The 19,817-nt window shown below is 39.9% G+C and carries 14 protein-coding genes; 2 read left to right on the top strand and 12 right to left on the bottom strand.

The annotated features are described in order from the left end of the window. Window positions 1–6: 6 nt before the first annotated feature. A protein-coding gene (prfB, locus tag AC59HZ_RS28530; RefSeq protein ID WP_496549141.1) for a peptide chain release factor 2 occupies window positions 7–1,108 on the bottom strand; the annotation gives its coding sequence in 2 pieces (ribosomal slippage) (window positions 7–1,035 and window positions 1,037–1,108; 1,101 coding nt in all). 268 nt (window positions 1,109–1,376) lie between these two features. Between prfB and AC59HZ_RS28525 the strand changes: the two genes are divergently transcribed. Further along, window positions 1,377–3,299, top strand: coding sequence for an SEC-C metal-binding domain-containing protein (locus AC59HZ_RS28525; RefSeq protein WP_496549140.1), 1,923 nt, complete (start codon window positions 1,377–1,379; stop codon window positions 3,297–3,299). A gap of 43 nt (window positions 3,300–3,342) precedes the next feature. Here AC59HZ_RS28525 and AC59HZ_RS28520 read toward each other — a convergent pair whose 3' ends face one another. From AC59HZ_RS28520 to AC59HZ_RS28490, 7 genes are all read right to left on the bottom strand, one after another. Next, a complete protein-coding gene (locus AC59HZ_RS28520) occupies window positions 3,343–5,142 on the bottom strand; it encodes a cytochrome c3 family protein (RefSeq protein WP_496549139.1) in 1,800 nt (599 codons plus the stop codon). Window positions 5,143–5,347: 205 nt separating this feature from the next. Further along, on the bottom strand, window positions 5,348–6,601 hold the full coding sequence (locus tag AC59HZ_RS28515; RefSeq protein WP_496549138.1) for a cytochrome c3 family protein: 1,254 nt from the start codon (window positions 6,599–6,601) through the stop codon (window positions 5,348–5,350). Between the two features lie 135 nt (window positions 6,602–6,736). Next, window positions 6,737–7,876: a cytochrome c3 family protein gene (locus tag AC59HZ_RS28510; protein WP_496549137.1), complete on the bottom strand. Its 1,140-nt coding sequence runs from the start codon at window positions 7,874–7,876 to the stop codon at window positions 6,737–6,739. Window positions 7,877–7,970: 94 nt separating this feature from the next. Continuing rightward, complete coding sequence (locus AC59HZ_RS28505) at window positions 7,971–8,933, bottom strand: 6-bladed beta-propeller (protein WP_496549136.1); 963 nt, start codon at window positions 8,931–8,933, stop codon at window positions 7,971–7,973. A 16-nt stretch (window positions 8,934–8,949) separates the two neighbouring features. Then, a complete protein-coding gene (locus AC59HZ_RS28500; protein ID WP_496549135.1) occupies window positions 8,950–9,657 on the bottom strand; it encodes a tetratricopeptide repeat protein in 708 nt (235 codons plus the stop codon). A gap of 125 nt (window positions 9,658–9,782) precedes the next feature. Next, complete coding sequence (locus AC59HZ_RS28495) at window positions 9,783–10,943, bottom strand: cytochrome c3 family protein (RefSeq protein WP_496549134.1); 1,161 nt, start codon at window positions 10,941–10,943, stop codon at window positions 9,783–9,785. 29 nt (window positions 10,944–10,972) lie between these two features. Further along, complete coding sequence (locus AC59HZ_RS28490; protein ID WP_496549133.1) at window positions 10,973–12,382, bottom strand: cytochrome c3 family protein; 1,410 nt, start codon at window positions 12,380–12,382, stop codon at window positions 10,973–10,975. Window positions 12,383–12,876: 494 nt separating this feature from the next. On the opposite strand from AC59HZ_RS28490, the gene secA reads away from it, so the two are divergent. After that, window positions 12,877–15,390 (top strand): preprotein translocase subunit SecA, encoded by a 2,514-nt coding sequence (secA, locus tag AC59HZ_RS28485; protein ID WP_496549132.1) that lies wholly within the window; start codon window positions 12,877–12,879, stop codon window positions 15,388–15,390. Window positions 15,391–15,602: 212 nt separating this feature from the next. Here secA and AC59HZ_RS28480 read toward each other — a convergent pair whose 3' ends face one another. The 4 genes from AC59HZ_RS28480 to AC59HZ_RS28465 all read right to left on the bottom strand — a co-directional run bounded on the left by AC59HZ_RS28480 (window position 15,603) and on the right by AC59HZ_RS28465 (window position 19,745). Next, window positions 15,603–16,676 carry a DUF5667 domain-containing protein gene (locus AC59HZ_RS28480; RefSeq protein WP_496549131.1) on the bottom strand — a complete coding sequence of 358 codons (1,074 nt, stop codon included), beginning with the start codon at window positions 16,674–16,676 and terminating at the stop codon, window positions 15,603–15,605. Between the two features lie 198 nt (window positions 16,677–16,874). Continuing rightward, window positions 16,875–17,423, bottom strand: a complete 549-nt coding sequence (gene hpf / locus AC59HZ_RS28475; RefSeq protein ID WP_223592184.1) for a ribosome hibernation-promoting factor, HPF/YfiA family — start codon at window positions 17,421–17,423, stop codon at window positions 16,875–16,877. Between the two features lie 254 nt (window positions 17,424–17,677). Then, entirely contained in the window at window positions 17,678–18,403 is a 726-nt protein-coding gene (locus AC59HZ_RS28470) for a ComFC family protein (protein WP_496549130.1), read from the bottom strand. A 10-nt stretch (window positions 18,404–18,413) separates the two neighbouring features. Beyond that, complete coding sequence (locus tag AC59HZ_RS28465; RefSeq protein WP_496549157.1) at window positions 18,414–19,745, bottom strand: ATP-dependent helicase ComFA; 1,332 nt, start codon at window positions 19,743–19,745, stop codon at window positions 18,414–18,416. Window positions 19,746–19,817: the final 72 nt, after the last annotated feature.

The following is a 19,817-nucleotide window of genomic DNA, read 5'->3' as shown; positions in this document are numbered from 1 at the left end:
TTTTTATTATGAAATTCTCGAACGCAAGTAAGCATTAATAAACTGATCTAATTCCCCGTCCATAACAGCCTGAACGTTACCACTTTCCGTACTGGTTCGGTGATCCTTTACCATCGAATAAGGATGGAAGACATAGGATCGAATTTGACTCCCCCAGCCGATTTCCTTTTGTTCACCGCGAATTTCCAATAGCTCTTGTTCCTGACGCTCAATTTCCCGTTGATAAAGCTTGGCTTTTAGCATTTTCATGGCCGCTTCACGGTTTTTAATTTGCGAGCGCTCTGACTGGCATTGCACTACCACACCTGTTGGAAGGTGAGTAATCCGCACCGCTGAATCCGTCGTGTTGATATGCTGTCCGCCCGCACCGGTCGCACGATACGTATCAATTTTTAAATCCTCTGTCCTAACCTCGATTTGAATATCATCATTCAGTTCAGGCATTACTTCACATGAGACAAATGAAGTATGGCGGCGGCCAGAGGAATCAAACGGCGAAATCCGTACAAGCCGGTGAACTCCTTTCTCTGCTTTTAAATAGCCATAAGCATTATGACCTTTAATCGACAGGGTCACACTTTTTATACCCGCTTCATCGCCAGGCAGGTAATCCAGTGTCTCCACCTTAAAGCCCTTCTTTTCTGCCCAGCGTGTATACATCCTTAATAGCATTGATCCCCAGTCCTGTGATTCCGTTCCACCGGCGCCAGGGTGAAGCTCTAAAATTGCATTACTTTTATCATACTCTTCACTTAAAAGAAGCTGCAGTTCAAATTGATTTAAGCGGCCAGTTAACTGCAGAAGCTCGTCTTCTAGCTCCGCACGCAGCTCGGCATCATTTTCTTCTTTGACAAGCTCATAGGTCAGTTCCAAGTTTTCTAATGAGTCATTCAATTCATTGAACTCATTCACCTGTTCTTTTAAACCGTTAGCTTCACTGATAACCGTTTGTGCAGCCTGCTGATCATTCCAAAAATCAGGATGAAGCATGGCATCCTCTAGCTCAGCGATTCTGGCTTCCTTATTTTCAAGGTCAAAGAGACCCCCTAAAGTCCGCCAATATCTTAGCTGTTTTTTCAAGTTCATTACGAATTTCTGCTAATTCCATTTTCGTCACCTCTATAAAAATAAAAATCATATCCTGTATTGTAGTTTATTCTGAAGGCATCGCTCAGTTCCCTATCCATTATAGCGTGATTACCGCATAAAATTCAAAACTTGACCGCTTGATAGTAAAATACTTAGTATAATTCATCTATCATCCTGTTAAAAATGGTACTATTTAATAAGAACAAACTGGACGAAATGCACATAAATTCTTTTAGTTTTCTACTTAGCATTTTCACTAAAATTGGGAGACAAAGGAGCGGAGTAAGTTGGAGAAAATAAACCGGAATGACCCTTGTCCTTGCGGCAGCGGGAAAAAGTACAAAAAGTGCTGCGGCGCAACCGAAGCTATTTCTATCACGCAAATCCTTGAAGGGGAAATTGATGACCTTCAAAAGCAGCTGATTCATTTTGCTGTCTATCACTATGGACATGACATCCAAGAGGATTTTGAAGACTTTGGGACTTTCACTGACATTGATAATGAACAAGAATTGCATTTTTATGAATTGATACATACAATTTGGTTTTCGCTTTTTGAAGTATTAGAAGACGGAGATACAATAGTTAAGAAATTTATTACTTCGGAAACTAGCAAAATGAAGCGTCCGAAACTGAAGCAAATATTACAAACCTGGACGAATGCCAGAACCATTGCCGGCCAGGTCATTACCCTGGAAAATAACAAAATTACTGTAGAGGACGGGTTCACTGGCGAACAATTGGATGCGGTCGTTACGGGCATGCCGGTTACGATTGAGGAAGATTCCTTCTTCGTTGGAATCTTGGTTCCCTACGAACAAAACTATGTCTTTTTCCCATCCCCATTTGATTTGCCGGACATAGAGCCCGAACATGCCTTCCAATATATTGAGGATGGCAGCATAGAGGCTGGTTATGACTCACCACAAGATTACCTCACTGATTTTTTCATGGAGGTCTTGAATGAACTTCCGATGATAGGCGGCCTGCTTGATATTGACGAAATGGAATGGCCGGCACCGATTTATAAAGAAGTTGCGGATATTTTCAAAAACAGGCTAGAGGCCTTGGGAGTTCCGGCTCCGATTGTCGATACAGGCATAATTCTTTGGCAGAATTTTTGCCTAAAAAAACAAAAGCGGATTCAAAATCCATACCTTTATGTAGCTGCCCTGCATTATTTACTTTCTACCATCACTCCTATGGAAAAAATGTTTACCCAAAAGGAATTAGCTGAACTTTATGAAGTTTCCCCAGGAGGTATCAGCTCAATTTATTCAGAGCTAGAATCTTCACTATCAATGGAAATCGCTGAGCTGATGGGACTGGTATTCAACGCCGACGAAGACCCGCCATTTAAGGAAGCAACCGTGATTGAGTTTCCTAAAAACCAGAGTATAAATGTGGTTGAATCAAATGTGCAGACATTGCCAAGTGTTGAAAAGACTGCTAAAAAAGTGAAAAGCCCTTCGGGAACGATATCGAGATCCGCTCAAGAACGAGCTAGAAACATGATCTACGATGCCATGCAGACTGAAGGACAACATCGATATAAACTAGCTGAGGAAGCACTAAAACTTAATCCAAACTGTGCAGATGCCTATGTCATTCTCGCAGAAAAAACAAAGAGTCTTGAAGGAGCTATTCTACTTTACGAAAAAGGAATTCAAGCCGGAGAGAGAGAACTAGGCAAAGCCTTTTTCAAAGAAAATACAGGCTCCTTCTGGGGCTTAATCGAAACAAGACCGTTCATGCGGGCAAAGCAGCATTATGCCGAAGCTCTTTCTCTGTTAGGAAAAATCACTGAGGCATCACGGCAATACGAAGAGTTGATTGAGCTAAATCCAATGGATAACCAAGGTGTTCGTTACTCTTTGTTTGTGGCATATGTCGATTTGGGCGAAATGGATAAGGCCCGTGCTTTGCTTGCACAATATGAAGAGGAAACAGCACAGTATTACTTCAATAAGCTGTTGATTGAGCTTAACGATAATGGTTTTACTAAAAATGCAGTCATGCTTCTTAAGCAAGCTAAGAAAGAGAACAAACATGTCATCGCCTACTTAACTGGTAGAAAGCGACTCCCAGCCTATGCTCCTGAGTTTTACGGGTTAGGTGATGAGAATGAAGCGATTGTTTATGCGGATATGCATTTGCATTTGTGGAGGAAGATTGAGGGGCTGGTTGAATGGCTGAAAACAGTTAAATAATGTAAATTAAAGAGAGGAGCTATTTCCCCTCTCTTTTTTTACATTATTTACTTGGTGCATGTGCCGCCTCAATAGCGGATTTACTTGCTCCCCCATGACAGGAGGAACAATAAACCAATTTATCATCTGGCTGATGTCCAGAAATAGGTTCATCCAGTGCACTTATTAAACGAAATGAACCCGTTTTTCCATAAATCTCTGTTGGCTCATTATGGCACTTCAAACAGAAAGTACGTTCATCTTCTGCAATCCACTTCGAACTAGTTGTCTTAAATTTATCCGAAGTTTTTAATTTTACATTCCCTAGTTCTTCTCTTAGCATTTTAATATTACTTGACCCATGTGTATCATGACATTCTGCACATGGAAGCTGCCCATTTAACGAGCTGCCACTGTCAACAGTTGATTGAATTTTGTGTCCCGATTGGTTTATTAAGGATTCATCCTTATAATATTGTTCTATATTGGAAGCCTTTTCGCCATTATGACAGCTAAAGCATAATGAAAAGTCTTCAACATCGCCTGTAGCTGTACTAGCTTTCTTATAGGAATAGATTTGAGTATGTCCATCATATGAGCCTTTTTGTAAACTGTTTGGATTATCCTTTGTCCCTGATGAATGGGGATTGTGACAGCTCGAACATGAAACACTAGAATCTTGATGATGCTTATTTGATTCATCATACTTTTCAGGCATAGGGGAACCATTCGTTCCATCATGACACGCCATGCACAATTGATCGCCCTCAGCACCAAATTTTCCACCTTCAAGGGTCGAGTTACTTCCGTTATGCGTACTATGGCAATAAGAACATGCATTGGTTACATTTGAATAGGGACCATGAATAAAGTCTTTATCTCTAACAATATTACTCTTAGCTTCATCAAATTGATAATTTTCATAAGCTGTACTGATCGTAGTAAATTTAATAAATCTTGGGATGATCTGTTTTCCATTTTCATTCGAGAAGTTTGGATTTAAATAAACATTGTAGATAGTACCAGGTTTAAGCCTGTCATCAGGTGTAAAGGTATATACATAAGAATTGATTTTATTCTCTAGCTGAGCTGTTTTAATCAACTTTTCTTTTCCAGTAATTTCTCCAAAAACCGTTATCAAAGGTTGATTTTCTGGTAATGCTTCTGTACTTCTAATATCAATTAATATCTTATAATCTAAAGGAACTCGCGTCATGTCTTCAGCCGGAAGGTAACTCTCAGGTCCTTCCTCTTCAGGAATATATTCATCCCCAGCATCACCGGGAATCAGATACATATTAGCCATATAGGGCCTACTTCCGGCTTCTTCTGTATCTAATTGATTCAAACTATTCTCTTCAGTAGTAGTTGGAGACGGTATGACCGTGTCGTTAACAGCTTCTGTTGAAGTGTCATTACTCTGTATAGATCGAGAAGTAGAAACTGTAAAGGATTGCTCAAGCTTGCTGCTAACTCCATTTTCATCTGTAACCACAAAGGTTAAAACATGGGCTCCCTCACTGAATTCTTTAGAATAGGTAAAGTCAGCATATTGATCCAAGAGTGTTATCGAAAGTCTTCCCGCATCCGTAATATCAATGGGCTGCAGTGAATCATTCTGCTGTTCAAAAACCTTTACGAAAAGTTTATCCGGAGTAGTTAGTTCCTCAGAAACTCTTCCTGCAAATTCAACCGTTGAAACATCAAATGCAACTCCTGCATCCGGCGTAAGAATCTTTATTTCTGGAACACCTGATGCTGAAAGAGCAATGTTTTTAGGAGAATATAAAAGGAGTGAACTTAGAAAAACGCTCCAAATAACAATATATGAAACTAGCTTTCGTTTGTAGTTCTTCCTTTTCATGTTATTCATCCTTTTCTCTTTGCATTATAAAATAATTATATCAACTGATTTAACATTAATTTTCATAGTTAAGTTAAATGTTTTTGACAATTTATAAACCCGCTGCAATAATAAAAACAAGGTAACAATAGTGATATTGCCACCTTGTTTACTATGAGATTGATAAGGGCTAACAAATAGTGGGGCTATTTGTTAGCTTTTTTTATTATTTAATTGAGGACTTACCTGAGTAATCTCCACCAGGAATTGGACTTAAGACTTTCTTAGTTGTAGGATCAACAGCCCCTGGAGAGTCGATTTGATGTGTAGATTGGTGACAAGCCCAACATACAGCCATGTTTGTGAATCTCTTTAAGGAAGAACCTTTTTCACTTACATCTTTCATGTAAGCTTTAGCTTTCGCCTCAGACCAACCTTGATTTTGTAAATCTGCAATGGTTTTTCCAGCTGTGTCTTTTAGTGTTGTGATATCAGTTCCATGAGCAAAGTGACATGCTACACAGCTTCTACCTTGTTTAGTACTATTTGTTGTATGTGTATAATGTACACCATCAGCTCTAGGGCCATTTTCTCTATTCTTTAGGTAATCGTCATGGCAAGAAGCACAAAATTCTGAGTAGTTCAATTTGTAATCGTAAACGTTTTGTTGGGTTATTCCTTCAGTGGCATTCGGTGCATTATAAATGCCATTTGATTTGTAAATTTTTAGACCAGACAGTGTTGAACTCTTGTTGATGTCTGCATATGCAGGATCCTCGATTAAATTAAGTTTGATTGCTTTTTGACCTAGTGGCACCTGATTCAATTTAGTAATCGTTTCTGTATAACCAACAATAGTGACATTATAGTTGTAACCATATTGTTTACCCGCAACTTTTTCATTTAATAAACGGTCGTTTGCTGATCCGTGCGGATTATGACAGCTTGAGCATTCAAATGTGGCAGTAGATGTATTAGCTAATGCACCAGGAGCTGCTTTCAATTGTAATTCTGAATCGACATTATGCATGGAGGCACTCATTTCATGAGAGCCAATAACACCAGCTTCACTAGCCGTTGTAACGTTATAGAACCCCATTGTACCATCATGGCAGGACATACAAAGTTCATATTCTCCGCTCTTCATTAACAATGTAGAAGTTTCACCATTATGTGTACTGTGGCAATTGGCACAAGAGTTTGTGTTGTTTTGGAAATTACCATGTGTTCTGTGTGTATTTTGATTACCAAAGTTATCAACATCACCTACATGAATTCCAGGAGCTGGATTTGTAGGATTTGATGGATCAAACCCTTCAGCAGAGGCAAATGCTGCAAACATGCTTAATAAAATAAACGTAAGTATTGCAGAAAAACCAATTTTCACCTTACTCATTTCTAGAACCTCCCAAGTTCTTTCTGTTTGTAATCTCTCTTTTTCTCTTTTTGTAAAAACTAGCATATTCACTTCCTTTTCCAACCACCCCCTTGAAGTAATCCTTCCATTTTTCTAGACTCATTTAAAACAAGGTAACAATAATACTATTGCTACCTTGTTTAATTTACTCTTTAATTATGAGTTACAAACTCATTCTACTTACTGGAAAACTTAATTTTATTTAATTTTTGTTTTGCCTTTTAACGCACCTGTTAGAGGATCTAGGAATTGCGGATCAACTGGGTTAGTGTCAATCTTATGAGTTGTTTGGTGACAAGTCCAACAAACAACGGTATTTGTGAACTTCTTCAAGTTAGATCCTCCAGCACTTACATCCTTCATGTATGCTTCAGCTTTTTCTTGGCTCCAGCCTGAAGCCACATAGTCAGCCACTTTCTTACCTTGGGCATCCATCATAGTGGTTACATCGGTACCATGTGCATAGTGACAAGAAGCACAGCTTCTACCTTGTGAAGAGCTGTTTGTCGTATGAGTATATAAGTAGTCATGGGTGTTTCCTGCAGCCGTTTTTGCAATGTTACTTGGTCTTGAAGTAACTGATGAAGACCTGCTGGAGACGTAATCGTTGTGACAAGCCCCACAGAATTGCGCATAGTAAGTTTTATCAGTTGCTCCCTTTGGACCATTGGATGTATAAATTTTTAATCCGCCCGTGCCAGTAACATCATTGATTGCTTTATAAGCAGAATCTTCTACTAAATCAAGGTTAATCGTTTTTGTACCTGCTGCTACAATTGTTTTAACGTTATTAACAGTATTGTAAGCAAATGGTGTCGTTCCGTTGATTACATTCTCTCTCAATAAACGGTCATTGACAGATCCGTGTGGATTATGACAGCTGGAACATTCTAAAACCATACTATCTAATGCTCCATTATTGTAGGATCCTGGTGCTGTATTGACTTTAATATTCGATGTTACAGCGTGCATGGAGGCACTTTGATGGTTGCTATTGAAAACACCTGCGCCACTCGCTTGGTCTACGTTATAAAAGCCCATTGTACCATCATGGCAAGACATACAAAGCTCGTATTCTCCGTCTTTCATTAACAATTGAGCATTTTCCCCGTTATGCGTACTGTGACAGTTTGCACAAGAGTTTGTGTTGTTTTGGAAATTCCCATGTGTTCTGTGAGTACTTTGATTACCAAAGTTATCAACATCACCAACATGAATTCCAGGTGCAGGGTTGGTAGAAGTAGGCGGCACGCCATCTTCCGCAAAGGCACCTGCACTGAATATGCTCAATAACATAAGCATAAAGACAGTTGATAACCCAATTCTTAACTTACTCATTTCTAAAACCTCCCAAATTTCTCTCTCTTTATTTAATGGTAAAATGCAAGAATTCTACTTTTTCGGCTCACCTCCTTTACCAGGAAGGGGAATTTTAATAGAAAACGGATACTCTTTGATTGATGGTATCTGTCACAAACAAGGTATCTCGATCGTCAATAAACAGACCATTTGGGAGATAGAGTTTATCATTTTCAGTTCCCATTCCACCTAATTCATATAATTCCTTACCATCCTTATCGAAAGCATAAATATTATGTGCGAGATTGTTTACAACATAAACATTTCCCTTAGAATCGACGGCAACCCCTCTTGGATTTAGGAAGGTAGGATCACCTTTTCCTTCTTTAGATCCATTGATAATTTTGAGAAACTTGCCGTCTTTATCAAAAACTTGGACTCTATTATTCCCTGAATCTGTAACATAGATTTGATCATCATTATCGACCGCTACCGCATTCGGTGCGATAAATTTACCTTCTTCCATACCAGCGCCGCCGATTTCCATTAGTTTCTCTCCGCTTAAATTAAAAACAAACAATTTATTTGCTTTAATATCAGTAACATAGAGCTTTTTACCAATAATCCGCAGCCCGCCAGGCGATTTTAGAACTTTTTCTTTATCATTAAAGTAATTGAGAAACTTACCTTTTGAATCGAAAATAGAAATATTGGCATTGTATAAATCTGCTACATAAACGTTGCCATCTTTATCTCCAGCTATTCCATATGGGAATTTAAATTCTCCTTCTTTTGTACCTTCTTTCCCGAACTTAAAGACCGAAGTACCTGACTGGTCAAACACTTGCACTTGTTTGTTATTTGTATCACTTACATAAACAAATTCCCCAATTTTTGTTACATCCATTGGTTTATTTAGGGGGGCATTAAACTCCCCATATAAGGCATTCGTAAACACCGGCGGTCCGCTCGGATCTACTTTTGCAACAATCGGTTTGATAGTCGATTCTAAATTAAAGAAATAGATTGCTGCAAAGAAGGAAACAGAAAGTGCGACAATACTACTCATCAATATATAAACAGTTCTCTTTTTCAAGTGTGGTCAGCTCCTTCTATTTGTTGTCTTTTCCTTTTGCAGCGATTCTCTCCAAGCCTTCAGATGCAGGTTTATAGAGCGGATCATAGGTTAATGCCTCTTTATAAAATTTCTCAGCTTCCTTCTTTTTGCCTTGATCCTCAGCCACTCGGCCAATTTCCGTGATGGTATCTGTATTAGTCGGCATTAACTTTAGGGCTTCTTTGAGAGATTTATTCGCTTCGTCATACATTTTCAAATTGCGATAAACCATTCCGGATAATAGATGTGCTTTAAAATTACGCGGTCCTAACTCTGCCGCTTTTTGAGCCTGCTTTAAAGCATCGTTGTATCTTTCTTCCTTAATATAAACAAGACCTAGGTTAAAATAGGCACCAAAGTATTTGCTATCTAGGTCGGTTGCCATCTTCAATTGTTTAATGGCATTGTCGTTATCGCCTTTTACAAAGTAGGAGTAGCCTAAATTCACCCGATTTTCAGCATTATTGGGCTTATCATCCACTAATGCTTGATAATAATCGATTTGTTTATCAAGCCGGCTTTGGTCGGAATTGGACCATAAATATTTTTCGCTTATAAAATAGCCTCCGACAACACTAACGATTAATGTCGCGATTAAAAGCATAAAAGCTTGTAATTTAGTAAAATACTTACTTTTTCCCTTCAACTTTGTTCTTTCGTTTATTACTTTTTCTGGATTGATTGGCAGCTCTCTAGCTTCCATAATATCCTCCTCAAATTTCACTAGTATTTTCTGATTAACCCTGATCGACTTGTTGGTAATATCAGAACCTATATAGCTCCAAATCATAGGTAACGATTGACTGTTTTCACGGGATAAATACTGCTCTATTGCTTATGGCATTCTGTACACTTTGGTTCGGAATGACACGTATAGCATTTCGCTGAAGGTCTCTTTACTCCATCTAATGGAATAGGATGGTTTTCTTTGAAATTCTTTTGACTATGTTTGCTCGAGTGACAGCCTGAGCAATTCACTTGATTTCCAGTTACTGTACTAGACTTTTTCACATCATGGCATGCGACACAAGATGGTTGATTTTTGCTTGCAATCGATCCATGACTGCCGAAAAAGCTGCTATCATGGCTAGCTGGACGCTTGCTGTGGCAGTTCTTGCAAAAAGTATTCTCTTTTGCATAGTCGTATTGGTTCTTTTGTTTTGTGAGAGCAGTATCCTTATTAAGGAAACTTTCTATTACAGATGGCTCTTCATACCCTTTTAACGGTTCCTTCGACATTTCATTATGACACTGTTGGCATTTCTTTAAATTTTCTGCCGCCTGCCTCCCGTGTGTTTTTGATTTAAAATCAGCTTTTTTATGGTTTTTAGGAAGCATGCCCGTTTTGTGACAAGCTGAGCATTCATTGGTTACTTTACGAGCCATATGACATTCCACACATGTGTCCATATCTGGACGGGTGAATTTGAAATTCGCCATTGCTGAAACACCGGTTTTCGAATCCCATTTATCATAGTCGGTTTGGAACGTCATTTTTCGATCGGCAATTTTACCGTGAGCAACACCGTTATGGCATTGGATACATCCAATGTCTTTGTTTTTGTGTTTATCATGAGGGATGATTATATCGCCGGATGCTGTGACATCGCGTTTGGATACATCATGACAGCTCTCACAGGCACTATCAGGTATTTCCTTAGGCATTCGAATAGGCGCGGTGTATGTTTGTGTCGCTTTCTTGTAAACCTGCAGAAGACCATTTGCTTTCGCTTGAGCATATTCTTTTGTACCTGAGCCTATATGACATTTAACGCAATCTACTTCGCTATGTGTGGACGCCTTCCACGTATAATACTCGGGCTTCATCTCATGGCACGAGGAGCAGAACTTTGAACTCGAAGTAGATTCCACTCCTATCAATCCCAATGCGAAAAAGACGACGATAACTAACAGTGATACTGTTAAATATTTATATAATTTGTAGCGAGTCCGTGGAGGGGAGGTCTGATTCATTTGTTCTTCTTCCACTATTTTCCCTCCTCTTAAACATTTTCACCTTACTTCTTAGCATCTTTAAAACCGGTTCTATGGCAATATTGGCAATAAACATCTGTTGGTGCTTTCGCTGCGGCAGAGTCCGCTTTTGGTTTATCTTGGTCATGACAGACGAAACATTTGGCTTTCTGATCACTTGTTTTAGCTTTAGCAGCGTGGCCCGTTAACCATTGATTGCTTTCGCCATGTCCATCCGGACGGTCGGCGTGACAAGCAGCACAGAATTTATTGGTTCGCGCTTGATCTTTTGCGAGAGTCAAATTTGGTGTGTACTTAATCTTTTGATTCCCCATTTTCAGAAGTGAAATGATATCCTCTTTTGGAATTTCCCGTACCCATTTGGAATCTTGGTGACAATTCATACATTTATCAAGTTGCAGGACAGCAGTATCGCCGTGGTTTTGGTTCCAATCCACTTTTTTATGTGTCTTAGGAATCACTGTTTGTTTATGACAAGTCTTACATTCCATTGAAATCTTCACGTTTTTCTTTTGCTTGCCAATTGCCTGCAAAATGATCTCTTGTGTTTTTTGCTCATGCTCTAAAGCAACGGCTTCGTTCTTTTCACCTTCAGTTGTTGCTTCATTCGTTCCTTCAGCAGATGTTTCTTTTACAGCTCCTTGTTGGTTTTCATCAAGCTTTTTCTCAAGTTCTTCTGGGTTTGGCGGAACATTGTAAGCAACATCCTTCCACGGTTCTTCTCCGTTATTTACCTTGTCATGGCAATCAATACAGGTACCCATGTTTGGTCTTAAGTATTTTTTCTCGATGAATTTTTCAGCATTTTCTTTTGTCCATTCGCCTCGTGCATCTTCAACGTTTATCCCGCGGCCGGCAATTTTTGCATGAACCACACCAGCGTGACAGGTGATACATGGGATATCTTTTTCAATATGTTGTTTGTGGTTTACCTTTAGGTCTCCTGATGCTGTAACCAACCGATTCTTCGAGTGACATTGTAAACAGTTTTCGTTTGATACAGCCTCTTCCTCCGTTTGCACAATTTGTTTCGGTACGCCTGTAACGTGGTAGTACACTTCCTTCATAGATTTCATTTTGTGTGTGATCATGTTGGTGAACCCTGGCTTGATATGACACTGGACACAGGAAATCTGGTTGTGCGCACTTGCTGTAAAGGTTGAATACTCAGGTGCCATCTCGTGGCAGCTGACACAAAAGGTTGGCGAGTTAGTTAAGGAAAGAACTCCATATCCCCCGCCAAAAACAACAATACAACCAATCAGTGAGACAAAAAGTAATTTCCATCTGTTAACTGGATTCTTCCAATCTATTTTTCGGAACTTTTGCCAAAGTCTGCGAATAGGGCCAACTCTTTTTCTTTCTTCTATAGTTTCGGGATTATTCTCATTATTTTTTTTCCCCCAAAAGGCCACTGTTCTCACCCTTCCCATATTGGATTCATTATCTATTTATTTTCCATTTCAACCTCTCTAAAGGTAGTATCTAACATTGCGAAAGGTTATTCCAATGTACAATTTGTGAATATTTTTCCATTCCAACCAGATGGTCCATTACCTCTAAAAACACTATTGATATGTTGTTTTTAAAGGATTACTAAGTACCATAGCAGTGATAAATCATTGAATAAAAATTCACTTTTTATTCTTTTTATACAAATCTTTAGTAGGTTATTGCGATTTTAATCTTACTTACATTGTATTTTCCATAAAAATCCATCAATCTGTCATATTTGACGAAAAAACGAACTTACCTTTCATGGAAAATTAGTCTTAATAGGAGACTGACAATATTTGCTTCTACACCAACATTGTTGTCACTGTATAGAGGAAATGGTAAGATGAAAAGGGAAATTATCGAAAAAGTTTGATATGATTTTTTTTGAAAAAGTGTTTTTGTAGTCTCGATAAAAAGGAGCGTTCATCACATGATGGGGATTTTAAATAAAGTATTTGATCTTAATAAACGTGAACTTAAGCGTCTGGAAAAGCTTGCAGTACAAATTGACGCCTTAGCGGCAGAAACTGAAAAGCTGACAGATGATCAGCTTCGTGAAAAAACAGAGGCATTTAAAGCTCGCTATCAAAACGGCGAAACCCTTGATGACCTTCTTGTGGAAGCCTTTGCGGTCGTTCGTGAAGGTGCACGCCGTGTGCTTGGCCTGTATCCGTACCATGTTCAGCTGATGGGGGGTATTTCACTCCACGAAGGGAACATTTCGGAGATGAAGACCGGGGAAGGTAAAACGTTAACAGCGACGATGCCGGTTTATTTAAATGCTCTTTCCGGAAAAGGCGTACACGTTGTTACGGTTAACGAATACCTAGCTAGCCGTGACGCCAACGAAATGGGTCAACTTTACCAATTTTTAGGATTAACCGTCGGACTTAACTTAAACAGCATGGATAAAGATGAAAAACAGGCTGCGTATGCCTGTGATATTACCTATGGTACAAACAACGAATTGGGATTTGACTACCTTCGTGACAACATGGTTCTTTATAAAGAGCAAAAAGTGCAGCGCCCGCTTTTTTATGCGGTCATTGACGAAGTTGACTCCATTTTAATTGACGAAGCGCGTACACCATTAATTATCTCGGGCTCAGCACAAAAATCCGCTGCGCTTTATATTCAAGCCAATGCTTTTGTCCGTATGTTAACAAAGGACCAGGATTATACTTATGATGAAAAAACGAAGGGCGTTATGCTGACAGAGGAAGGTATCAGCAAAGCGGAAAAAGCGTTCGGCATAGAAAACCTTTTTGATATGTCGCACGTTACCCTAAACCATCATATTAACCAGGCGTTAAAGGCAAATGTCAGTATGCACCTCGATGTTGATTACGTTGTGCAAGAAGGCGAAATTGTCATCGTTGACCAGTTCACCGGCCGTTTAATGAAGGGGCGCCGTTACAGCGAAGGCTTGCACCAGGCGATTGAGGCAAAAGAAGGTCTCGAGGTCCAAAACGAAAGCATGACAATGGCAACCATTACGTTCCAAAACTATTTCCGTATGTATGAAAAATTATCTGGTATGACTGGTACGGCTAAAACCGAAGAAGAAGAATTCCGTAACATTTATAATATGAACGTTATCGTGATCCCAACTAATAAACCAATTGCGCGTGATGACCGGCCGGATTTAATTTATGCATCGATGGACGGTAAGTTTAGAGCAGTTGTTGAGGATATTGCTGAACGCAACCAAAAGGGACAGCCTGTTCTAGTTGGTACGGTAGCGATTGAAACATCTGAGCTTATTTCCACTTATTTATTCAAAAAGCGTATTCATCATAATGTCTTGAATGCGAAAAACCATGAACGCGAAGCGGAAATTATCGCAGAAGCTGGTCACAAAGGCGCGGTTACGATTGCGACAAACATGGCAGGACGCGGTACCGACATTAAGCTTGGCGAGGGAGTTATTGAATTAGGGGGTCTTGCTGTAATCGGAACAGAGCGCCATGAGAGCCGCCGGATTGATAATCAGCTCCGCGGACGTTCTGGACGTCAAGGGGACCCAGGGGTTACCCAGTTCTATTTATCCATGGAAGATGAATTGATGCGCCGCTTTGGTTCAGATAATATGAAGACCATGATGCAGCGCCTTGGGATGGATGATACCCAGCCGATTCAAAGTAAGATGGTATCTAGGGCTGTTGAATCCGCACAAAAACGGGTTGAAGGCAACAATTTTGATGCCCGTAAACAGCTTCTGCAATATGACGATGTTCTTCGTCAGCAGCGTGAAATTATTTACACTCAACGTGACGAAGTGTTAGAATCAGATAACCTTCGAGAAATCGTTCATAAAATGATTCTAAGTACCATTCAACGTTCAGTCGATGCCCACGTTTCTCACCATGAGGATGAAGAAGAATGGAACCTCCAGGGAATTGTTGATTACGTACATGCCAACCTGCTTCAGGAAGGTGATATCACTTTAGAGGATTTAAAAGGTAAGGATTCAAAAGAAATGGTCGATGCCATTTATGCAGAAGTGAAGGAGCGCTACGAGGAAAAAGAACAAATTCTTTTCCCTGAGCAAATGCGGGAGTTTGAAAAAGTGGTTACTCTTCGTGCGGTTGATTCCAAATGGATTGACCACATAGATGCGATGGATCAGCTACGCCAAGGTATCCATTTACGTGCATACGGTCAAATCGATCCGCTTCGTGAATACCAGCATGAGGGCTTTGCAATGTTTGAAGCAATGATCCAATCAATTGAGGAAGAAGCGGCCATGTATATCATGAAGGCTGAAATCCGCAACAATTTGGAGCGCCAAGAGGTAGCAAAAGGCCAAGCCGTGAATCCAAAGGAAGACGGAGAAGCTGTTAAGAAGAAGCCGAAAGTAAATCAGTTAGATGTCGGCCGCAATGATCCATGTATTTGCGGCAGCGGCAAGAAATATAAGAATTGTTGTGGAGCAGCGAAATAAAGAATATTTTTAATGAGAGCTGGCATAGAAATCGCCGGCTCTTTTCCTATTTTGGGGATGGATTTTGTGGATTTGTAGATAAGTGATGTGAAATTGTAGATAACTCTCTGAATTTTGTGGATATTCATCATGGATTTGCTGATATCCACATGTGGATAACTTTTATTAACACAAAAACGACCATCATTTTTTGACGGTCGTTTTTTTACCATTTATTGGTTGTCGTTATTTTCTCCCTGATCATCATTATGATCGTCATCTTTTTCAGATTTCTTATAGCCATCTTTTTTAACTTCTTCTTGCTTATTTTCTTTTGATTTTTGCTGCTGCACTTGAGCTTTTTTTGCTGCTTCTTGTTTTTTAGCTTCAGCCTTTTTAGCTGCCTCTTGTTGCTTTTCTACCGCTTTGTTTGCAGCTTCTGTATGATTTACCATACCTGCTTTCGCATCTTGTTGCTGGTCATCATCTTGGTCTTGTTTTGCCTCAGTTGATTCCTGCTCCACTTTTTCAGGCTCAGTTGCTGCTTCATCATGCTTATGCTGTTTCTTTTCAAGTTTACTTTTTGCAAGAGCAGCTTCATCTTCTGACATTTGACCACTCGCAACTTTATCTTCGATTTCGCTCATTTTTTTAGCAAATTTAGCATCTTTTTCTTCAAGTCTCGCTGCCTTTTTTGCTAATTTGGCAAATGACTTTTGAACGTTTTTCATGATTGAATGCTGCGCAGTTGGGTTCTTAACGTGTGCCAAAGCTGCACATAAAGCATCGATGTTATGGGCAAGCTTTACTTCAACTTTGCCTTCATCGGCACCTTGAGTGTTATCTGAAGAATCTGCTTCAGTTCCTTCTTCAGTTGCAGGTAATGCTTGACTAGCTTCCTCCTGAGTGGCTATAGCTTCTTTTAATAGCGTTGCAGCCTCTTCCGTTTTGCCTTCTGCAAATAATGCATTGGCTTCTGCAATACGTTCAGACGCAAAATCCGCTAAAAGTTTAGCTTGTTTATAATCATCAAAAGTGAAGGCAAGCTGGATATTTTCAGTCATTGTTTTAACAAAATAGAAGAAATCCCCAGGAACTAATGAAGGAGTTTCCGCTTTTTCTTGCTCTGGTGCTTTAACATCTGTTTGTTCTGTTCCATTTTGAACTTGATCAGTTGTCACCGTTGTATTCGTTGTTGCTTCCGTGTCATCGCCACTTGCAAAAGCACTGCCAGCACCAATAGAAAAAATTAAGGTTGAAGCAAGCATACCACTTGTTACTAAACTAGTAATTTTTTTGTTATTCATGTCGCCATTTGTCCCCCTATTATAAATCTATTAAAGATTACGCTCATCAATTTGTAATTACGTCGGTACTTATAAAAAAGGTTAGCTATATTGAACAGAACTTTAAATCATAAATTTTTCCCATGGAAAGATAGCCAGATGAGTCCTTTATTGAAAAAAACGCCGCTCCGGACATCCGGTGCGACGTTCTTGTTCATATTAATGTGCTTCAATTAAGCCATAGCGGCCATCTTTACGCTTGTAAACAACATTAGTACGGTTAGTATCTGAGTTAGTGAAAACGTAAAAGCTGTGACCTAGCATGTTCATTTGCAGGATTGCTTCTTCGCTATCCATTGGTTTAAGGTCGAAGCGCTTTGTACGCACTAACTCTAAATCTTCCTCATCTAAATCATGTACTTCGGTATTTTCTGAAGTTGCAAAGGTAATAGGAAAATCACCTTTTTCACGGAATTTACGATTTACTTTTGTTTTGTGCTTACGGATTTGACGCTCAAGCTTATCTGAAATTAAATCAATTCCAGCGTACATATCAACATTTGTTTCTTCAGCACGTAAAACTAAATGCGGCAGCGGGATGGTTACCTCTACTTTAGAAGTTTTATCCTGATTGAATCTAAGATTCACATTTACTTTTGCGTCGGGTGCTTCCGTAAAATAGCGCTCCAATTTTGAAATTTTCTTTTCTACATACTCTCTAATTGCTGGAGTAACCTCAATGTTTTCGCCACGAACGTTATATTTCATGTGGACTCCTCCTTTAGTTAAGGCTATGTAATAACATTTCTATTCTACCCTATGATAATCCTGCTAAATCAGAACAAAAATTTTGTCGAATTATTGACAAAAACAATGGGTAAATAGTGACAATGTTTGGCACTGCCTTTGACATTAATAGGAAACATTTACTAAAATGAATAGTTATTCATCTAAATCTTAATATTAATTGGGACAATTTGCCACTAATATGCTTTTGAGTGTTACTTTAAGGTGTCAAGAACCTATCTGGCTATCGTTATTGATTGAATGGTAGCAGCCCCTGCGCTTTTTAAAAGTTTTGCGGCATGCCTTATGGTTGAGCCTGTTGTATAGATATCATCGATAATTACAATGTTTTTGTCTTTTAAATTTAAGTCATCGCATATCTTAAAAACTTGGGGTAGATGGATTCTCTCAGAGCGTGATTTTTTCGATTGTTTCTCGGAATGGATGCGGGAAATGATTTCTGATGGGGCAAAGCCTGACTCGGCCAGGAGTGCTTCCGATTGATTAAACCCTCGCTCATATAGGCGCTCACCACTTAATGGAACCGGAACAAACAGGTCCGCTTCCATTTTTGTCAACTTATCTTTCAGAATTTCTGCGAATACTTTTACCAAGGCATAATCTCCACGAAATTTAAATTTCGCAAGCACTTCTTTTAAAAAGTCATTATAGAGAAATAGAGAGATGTTCTTATCAAGAAAACCCTGCCATTCCGAGTCTTCCTCCCATCGCTTACAATCATGGCATAGATCCCCATGACGAAATTTATCGTCTAAGAGAATAAAGGGACGGCAACAAATTTGGCATGTTTCTCCTTCTATTTTTTCTAGCTTGTATTCACATGTGGAGCAAATCGGCTGCTCTTTTTCGATCGAAACCATCGCCCTCCAGCTAACGTTGGGGCTGATTGGCTCGTGGCATATTAAACAGCGGTCTTGCAGGAATAAATTCATTCTTCTCATCCCTTTTTAACTAATCAATTAATCCCCTTTTTACGCCATCACGATTCATCCCGACAATTTGTTTTTTTGCTTTTAACATTTCTTCCGTTTTTCCGTAATGAAAGAAGGTCACTACTCCATCCGGGTAATCCTTACTCCTCCCTGCTCTTCCGGCAATTTGAACTAAGGCACTTTCTGTAAAAATTTCATCTTCAGCCCCGACGATTGCCACGTCAATATTGGGAAAGGTTACTCCTCTTTCCAAAATGGTCGTTGTGAGGAGTAACGGAATTTCCTTTGCGCGCATTTTTTGTACTTTTTCCTTCCTATTAGGGTCCTCTGCATGGACGGACACAGTATTCGGGGCAAGTCTACGTATGATGGGAAGAGCTTTTTCCATTAACGGGATATGAGGAAAAAAGAGTAGTGCTTGTTTGTTTAATTCGGTTCTGTCTTTTATCCAGCGGAGGACATTCTGCGGTAGTTTGTTTTTTTGAAGCTGCTTTTGCCAGTTCCCACACCAAATGAATTCGGGGACTGGGAGTGGGTGGCGGTGAAAGCGGGCAGGTATCGTGGTAAAGGCTCTTTTTCCAGTCCGGCATTCTCTTTGCCATTTTTGATTGGGTGTGGCGGTTAGATAGATCATGGCCGAGTTTGGCTTCCGCGCTTGAATGGCTGCATGTTGGAGTGATTCCTCGACCGTGTAGGGAAAGGCATCGACTTCATCTAAAATGATTGCATCAAAGGCATGGTAAAAACGGAGCAGCTGGTGGGTGGTTGCAATCGTGAGCGGAGCGAATAAATGTCGGTCTTCGCTGCCGCCGTATAAGGATGCGATTTTTATTTTAGGAAAGGCGGCCTTCAATCGGGGTGTAAGTTCGAGAACGACGTCTGTTCTGGGTGTGGCGATGCAGATTCTTTTTTGGGCAGCTAAGGCGGCTTCGATTCCCGCGAACAGTACTTCTGTTTTTCCAGCTCCGCAAACAGCCCAAATTAGGTGTTCTTTATTTTGTTTGATTGCGTTGACCACATGGTTGGATGCGGATTGTTGTCCCTCTGAAAGTTTCCCCTCCCAAGCCATAATTTTGGGCGGGAGTGGGGTGTCAGGCACAGGGACATTCCAGCCAAGCAGCGGCGTGCATTCGCTTATCCGCCCCATCATAATGCATTGCCGGCAATAGAGGCATGTTTCGCCGCACCTTTTGCATGGGTAGGTTGAAAACCACTGTGGGTCATTGTTTCCACATCTTGTACAGCTCGGCTTTTTACCATTGTATTGGATACCAGGTCGGTAAGTAACATATCCATTTTCGTAATGAGTGTGAATTTCATTGAGGGGAAATGGGATATCGTCAAGAAGGATCTGTTTGCCGGTAAGAAGCTGCTGCAGGTCTTTGTTGTAAGGAAAGTTTGGATTTAGCTGTGGGCTTGGGAT

Source organism: Neobacillus sp. DZ-9 (assembly GCF_059587065.1).
The sequence above is the reverse complement of the archived record's forward strand: the minus strand, read 5'-3'. Positions and strand labels throughout refer to the sequence as shown.

Excerpts from the sequence above, each read along its gene's own strand:
- AC59HZ_RS28480 (WP_496549131.1), bottom strand. The coding sequence starts at position 16,676 with ATGAATAACAAAAAAATTACTAGTTTAGTAACAAGTGGTATGCTTGCT.
- AC59HZ_RS28510 (WP_496549137.1), bottom strand. The coding sequence starts at position 7,876 with ATGAGTAAGTTAAGAATTGGGTTATCAACTGTCTTTATGCTTATGTTA.
- AC59HZ_RS28470 (WP_496549130.1), bottom strand. The coding sequence starts at position 18,403 with ATGAGAAGAATGAATTTATTCCTGCAAGACCGCTGTTTAATATGCCAC.
- AC59HZ_RS28500 (WP_496549135.1), bottom strand. The coding sequence starts at position 9,657 with ATGGAAGCTAGAGAGCTGCCAATCAATCCAGAAAAAGTAATAAACGAA.
- hpf (WP_223592184.1), bottom strand. The coding sequence starts at position 17,423 with ATGAAATATAACGTTCGTGGCGAAAACATTGAGGTTACTCCAGCAATT.
- secA (WP_496549132.1), top strand. The coding sequence starts at position 12,877 with ATGATGGGGATTTTAAATAAAGTATTTGATCTTAATAAACGTGAACTT.
- AC59HZ_RS28520 (WP_496549139.1), bottom strand. The coding sequence starts at position 5,142 with ATGAAAAGGAAGAACTACAAACGAAAGCTAGTTTCATATATTGTTATT.
- AC59HZ_RS28490 (WP_496549133.1), bottom strand. The coding sequence starts at position 12,382 with ATGGGAAGGGTGAGAACAGTGGCCTTTTGGGGGAAAAAAAATAATGAG.